Raw genomic sequence first — 4,894 nt, forward strand, 5'->3', positions numbered from 1 at the left:
GATCCTGTATGGCGAAATTCGGCAACCACTCACACAGGGCGCGCGGCCGGTGAATGAGTCCGGAATCGGCCTAGGCTGTCTGTCGTTCAGCAGTGAGCTCGAACCGGGTCGTCATGTGCATGGACTGGGCTCGTTCCTCGATCAGGCGCATTCTTGCTGTGCGCTCGGTCGGGTCGAGATGTGTCGGATGCGCGGTCACTTGGCCTTCCCACTTGCGGTAGAGCAAGCCTGGCTGTGCGGTGAACCACCCGTCTGTGAGTGCGTCGGCCGCCAGCAGTAAGCCGACATCCTCCGAGGCCGGGAGTGCCATCCAGCCACCGACGGCAAGGAGAAGGTCGCGGCGAATACACAACGAGGCCGGATGGACGGATGCGCGGTAATCGTTGCGTCGCCAATGAGCAAGGACAGCTCCACTCAACAGCCGCCCGTCCGGTGGATCCTGGTCGAACTCGACCGTTGATCCGTCCGGGAGAAGATCGAGAACTCGTGAGGTTGTCCACCCAACGCCCGGTTGCTGCAATGCCTCGATGTCGCGTGCCAGTACTCCGGAGGTCAGCTGGTCATCTGCGTCGAGAACTTTCACGAGCGATCCGATAGACCGAGCGAGCGCCAGTGAACGACACACCCCGGGACCACCGTGCCGCCCCATGCCGGGCTTGACGCGCGGGTCGTCGGGCAGCATCGTCGCGGCTTCTCCTGTGGTGCCGTCTTCCTGGACGATCCATTCCCAATCCCAGCCAGCCGGGAGCTCTTGCGTGAGCAACGACCGATAGGCGTCGTCAAGGTACTCGGCGACGGGGCGATACGTCGCAGTGATGACAGAAATGGTGTGGACCATCAGGGCTCCCAACGGCGCAGCGGGGTGGTGAAAATGAGCTCGGTGCGGTCGCCGGGGAGGATAACGTCGGAGAACTCGACCACTCGGCCTGACGTATCGATGGTGCGCTTCTCCACTACAAAAACGGAGACACCGGGCGAGAGGTCGAGCTCCTCACTCTCCGCGGCGGTCGGAGGGCGAGTGCCGATGGTCTCTTCTATCCGGTCGACCTCGATACCGATCGTGTACAGCTGGTGTTGGGTGCCACCGGGCCACGGTTCGTTCGCATCCTCAAGTAGCTCCGGGTTGCTCGCTACCAGGTCGTATGTGAGGTATGAGGTACTGAGGTTCAGCGGAACGCCTTCGTGATCGAGCATTGTGCGGTACTCGCGGCGGAGCACGCGCGACCCGGACGGTACCCCCAGCACTCGCCCGATGCGCTCATCTGCCTCTATGACTTCGTATCGAGCGGAGAACCGCAGATCGTTGAACGTGGCGCCCGTGTCTCGCTCGGTGGCCCCGGTCGCCCTCCGCTCGGCTTCGGGTAGGTGAACGCGGTCCTTCTCCCATTGGTACCTGGCGGAATCCCGCCGCACTTTTTGGCGAGGTGCGCGCACGAAGGTACCGATTCCGTGCCGTGATTCGATCAGGCCTTCGGCGCGAAGCACACCCATAGCCTGGCGAACGGTGGGAACGCTGACGCGATGTTCAGTGGCAAGAACTGTTTCGGGCGGTAGCTTCTCGCCGGGCTTGAGTTTGCCCGTTCCGATCCTCCGCCGGATGTCCTCGGACACCCGTTCGTACTTCGCTGCCATTCTCTGCCTCTCGTTGGCCTGGCCGTTTAAAGACAAGTTTAGACCAGTCCTAATCAGGACTTGACGTCCCCCGGTGCCATGCGTCACACTCTGAATAGGTCATAAATAGGACCAAACAACAAGAGGACATCAGGCTTTCCTGATGGGCTGTCAGAAGGGGTTACAGAGATGGCGATCAGCAAGGGTTTCCGGTTCCCGGTCGAGTTCCACCAGGCGTTCCCGCAGGGGTTGGTCCTGTTGGGCGAGGTGGCGCAGAAGACGAAGTACAACCCGGATCGCACCGCGTTGCCGGAGCCGGTTTACGACATCAACAAAGACGGTGAGGGCACCGGTCTGCCGGTGTGGGTGGCGTCGGTGACCGACCCGCACGAGGGGCAGGAGGGCAAGGCCAAGCGGGCCTCGTTCGAGATCGAGTTCATCTCCTCGCATCAGCCGGTCCCGGCCACACCGGAGATCGTTCCGGGCACGGGCATGCGGATGATCGAGCTGGAGGGCCTGACTGCCGAGCCGACAGTGGTCCGGCAGGGCTCGGGGGACAAGAACTTCTCCTACGTCAGCTACAAGTTCCGCGCGACCGGCATCAAGGGCGACACCAACACCCCGAAGGCCACCAACGGCAAGGCGGCGGCGTGATGAGCGGCTACACCGGGGTGTACGGCTTCTACTCCCATTTCGGGTTGGTGACCGCGACCCACCACCGTTGTGACGACGGTGAGGACATCGTGGTGGTGCGGGTCGGGATGAACGTCTCGTTCCACCTGCCCTACGACCAGGCGGTTGCGTTGCGCGCCGATCTGGACGAGGCCCTGGCCCGCTTCCCCCGGACCGCTCTGGCGATAACGGGGAGGGCGGCGTGATGGCCTCGACCGGGGAGCGTTCGCGCTGGTTGATGCGGGGTGCGGCCATGGCGGCGGTGGTGATCATCGTCGGCGTCGGCGTGGCCGCCTTCGTCCTGTCGTACGAGACGCTGCGGGACCTGGCCGAACTGGCCGGGATCGCCCGCGAGCATTCGTGGCTGTTCCCGGTGATCGTAGACGGCACCATCTTGCAGGCCACGGTCTCGGTGATGGTGCTGTCCGGCCACGCCAAGGAACGCCGCTGGTTCTCCTGGGTGCTCGGGGTGGGGGCCGTGGTGTCGGTGGCCGGTAACAGCCTGCACGCCTTCACCGACGGCGCCCCGTTGCCGAACTGGGTGGCGGCGGTGATCGCGGCCATTGCCCCGGTCGCGTTGCTGGTGGACACGCATGGGGTGGTGATGCTGTTCCGCGCCGCCCAGCGCACACCCGCCGACGAACCTATCGCCGAGGATGCCGCCGAAGCGGATTCGGCTCTGGTGGACGAATCGGCGGCTGCTGTTCCTGAACCCGTGTCCGTTCCCGAACCGGTGACCACTCCCGCGCCTGCCGTGGCTGCGGCGGTGGCTCCGGTCCGACCGATCCGTCCTGTTCCTGTTCCTGTTCGTCCGCGTCCGGTGGCACAGCCGATGCTGCCGCTCGCGATCGGGGGTGCCTGAGATGTCTGTTCGTTCCGTTGTGGCCGGTGCCGTGCTCGTCCCGGTGTTGGCCGTCGTCCCTGCCGCCGATGCGGTGGCCGCCCCGAACGAGTTGGGGTGCGCGATGTTCTGCGACGACCCCAAACCCGCACCGGGCAAGTGCGTGATGCTGTGCGAGCAGCCCGCACCACCGGCCGATGCGCAGGGGTGCCGCCTGTTCTGCGAGCTCGGCAAGCCCGAGGGCAAGAAGGAGGTGGCGTGATGCTGCTCGGTGACCTGATGACCATGGGCGGGATCGCCACCACCGGGTGGTTCATGTGGCAGTGGCGCAAAGCCGGGGCCGGTCCCGCCGTCCCGACACCGGAAGACCACGCGGCAGCTGCCCCGGTGGAGCTCCGCACGGCGGTGTCCATCGTGACCGACCCCGCACAACTGGCCCTGATGTGGCCCGCCCTCGGGCTCGGTTCCCCCGAGCGGGGCTGGCCGAACATCACCGCGGCGGCCTACACCGAGGCCGGGATGGCGGTGGAGGTGCAGATGTTGGGCGGTCAGTCGTTGCGGGACTGGAACACCGACGCCACCCGCGATGCTCTGGCTGCCTACTTCGGGGTTCCAGAGGTGCGGGTGAGCTCCCCGTATCCGGGGTTCGTGCGCCTGGAGCTGCGCACCTTCGACACCCTCCATTCTGCGGTGTCGGCTCCGCCTCCGATCGAGGCGGCCTCGGCGGAAGTGATCGAGCCGATCCCGTATCAGCCGATCGACCTGCCCACCCGGGAGTGGGTGGACCTGGAGGCGGTGCCGGTGGGGATCACCGAGGACTTCGACGTGTGGCGGCTGCGGGTCCTCTACGGTCACATCCTGCTCGCCGGGGCGACCGGGTCGGGTAAGGGCTCGGTGTTGTGGTCGCTGATCGCGGGCCTGGGTCCGGCGATCCGGGCCGGGATCGTGGATGTCTGGCTCGCGGACCCGAAGGGTGGTACCGAGTTCGGGGCCGGGGAACGGCTGTGGGTGCGCTTCGCCTGGGACGCCGAGGAGATTCTGGCGATGCTGCGCGAAGCGGTGCAGGTGATGAACGAGCGCGCCGCCCGGATGCGTCAGGCCGGTATCCGCAAGCTCATCCCGAGTACCGATGAGCCGCTGATCCTGATCATCATCGACGAGGCGGCCTCCCTGTCGGCGTATGCCACCCGCGAGCAGGCGACGGAGTTTCAGCAGTTGACGGGCATGCTGCTGTCCAAGGGCCGTTCGGTCGGGGTGTCGGTGGTGGCGGCGTTGCAGGACCCGTCCAAGGAGACGATGCCGAATCGGCAACTGTTCCCGATCCGGATCGGGCTGCGGCTGGACGAACCGACCCAGACCACGATGGTGCACGGGCAGGGGGCTCGGGATCGGGGTGCCCGCTGCGACGAGATATCCGAGCTCACCCCCGGTGTCGGGTATGTGGGCGAGGACGGCACCACCGCGTTCGTGCGGGTGCGCGCGTTCTGGGTCTCCGACGACGACATCGACCGCATCGTCGACGCCTACGCCCCGGCCCAGCCGGACCTGTCCCCACAGGGCGACTACTCCGGGTTCGACCCGGACGATCTGGGCGACGGCGAGCAGCAGGGGCGGGCGGCATGAGCACGTGGATTGGTTCCCCTGATGTCGTGGACCTGGGTGCTCGGCGGCGCTGCCGGGCCGAACGCGCGGGCCTGGACCCGGTGGCGGTGGCAGTGCAGCTGTGGGCCGAAACCGGCACGGTCCCCGGCTGGGACTACGCGGCCTATC

Annotated in this window: 7 protein-coding genes; 5 read left to right on the forward strand and 2 right to left on the reverse strand. The window is 66.3% G+C overall.

Going from position 1 to position 4,894, the window contains the following annotated elements:
* Nucleotides 1-70: 70 nt before the first annotated feature.
* Entirely contained in the window at nt 71-838 is a 768-nt protein-coding gene (locus tag ON32_RS02550) for a glycosyltransferase family 2 protein (RefSeq protein ID WP_040788445.1), read from the reverse strand.
* Nucleotides 838-1,611, reverse strand: a complete 774-nt coding sequence (locus ON32_RS02555) for a GntR family transcriptional regulator (protein ID WP_217998019.1) — start codon at nt 1,609-1,611, stop codon at nt 838-840. The genes ON32_RS02550 and ON32_RS02555 overlap by 1 nt, the downstream gene beginning before the upstream one ends.
* 189 nt (nt 1,612-1,800) lie before the next feature.
* Here ON32_RS02555 and ON32_RS02560 point away from each other — a divergent pair, with 189 nt between their 5' ends.
* The 5 genes from ON32_RS02560 to ON32_RS02580 are packed head-to-tail and all read left to right on the forward strand — an operon-like array spanning nt 1,801 to nt 4,747.
* Nucleotides 1,801-2,265 carry a hypothetical protein gene (locus ON32_RS02560; protein WP_040788441.1) on the forward strand — a complete coding sequence of 155 codons (465 nt, stop codon included), beginning with the start codon at nt 1,801-1,803 and terminating at the stop codon, nt 2,263-2,265.
* Nucleotides 2,265-2,489, forward strand: a complete 225-nt coding sequence (locus ON32_RS02565) for a hypothetical protein (RefSeq protein WP_040788443.1) — start codon at nt 2,265-2,267, stop codon at nt 2,487-2,489. Before ON32_RS02560 ends, ON32_RS02565 begins: the two co-directional genes overlap by 1 nt.
* Nucleotides 2,489-3,145, forward strand: coding sequence for a DUF2637 domain-containing protein (locus ON32_RS26800; RefSeq protein WP_051132789.1), 657 nt, complete (start codon nt 2,489-2,491; stop codon nt 3,143-3,145). Before ON32_RS02565 ends, ON32_RS26800 begins: the two co-directional genes overlap by 1 nt.
* 1 nt (nt 3,146) lies before the next feature.
* Nucleotides 3,147-3,386 (forward strand): hypothetical protein, encoded by a 240-nt coding sequence (locus tag ON32_RS02575; protein ID WP_040788444.1) that lies wholly within the window; start codon nt 3,147-3,149, stop codon nt 3,384-3,386.
* The gene (locus ON32_RS02580; protein ID WP_051132790.1) at nt 3,386-4,747 is read left to right on the forward strand and encodes an FtsK/SpoIIIE domain-containing protein; all 1,362 of its coding nucleotides are present in this window, start codon (nt 3,386-3,388) and stop codon (nt 4,745-4,747) included. Before ON32_RS02575 ends, ON32_RS02580 begins: the two co-directional genes overlap by 1 nt.
* Nucleotides 4,748-4,894 lie beyond the last annotated feature (147 nt).

It is taken from the genome of Nocardia paucivorans NBRC 100373 (assembly GCF_000308675.1).
Classification (GTDB): domain Bacteria; phylum Actinomycetota; class Actinomycetes; order Mycobacteriales; family Mycobacteriaceae; genus Nocardia; species Nocardia paucivorans.

What these genes read in the sequence shown, in the direction of transcription:
- ON32_RS02575 (WP_040788444.1), top strand. Translation starts at nt 3,147, where the DNA reads ATGTCTGTTCGTTCCGTTGTGGCCGGTGCCGTGCTCGTCCCGGTGTTG.
- ON32_RS02550 (WP_040788445.1), bottom strand. Translation starts at nt 838, where the DNA reads ATGGTCCACACCATTTCTGTCATCACTGCGACGTATCGCCCCGTCGCC.
- ON32_RS02560 (WP_040788441.1), top strand. Translation starts at nt 1,801, where the DNA reads ATGGCGATCAGCAAGGGTTTCCGGTTCCCGGTCGAGTTCCACCAGGCG.
- ON32_RS02565 (WP_040788443.1), top strand. Translation starts at nt 2,265, where the DNA reads ATGAGCGGCTACACCGGGGTGTACGGCTTCTACTCCCATTTCGGGTTG.
- ON32_RS26800 (WP_051132789.1), top strand. Translation starts at nt 2,489, where the DNA reads ATGGCCTCGACCGGGGAGCGTTCGCGCTGGTTGATGCGGGGTGCGGCC.
- ON32_RS02580 (WP_051132790.1), top strand. Translation starts at nt 3,386, where the DNA reads ATGCTGCTCGGTGACCTGATGACCATGGGCGGGATCGCCACCACCGGG.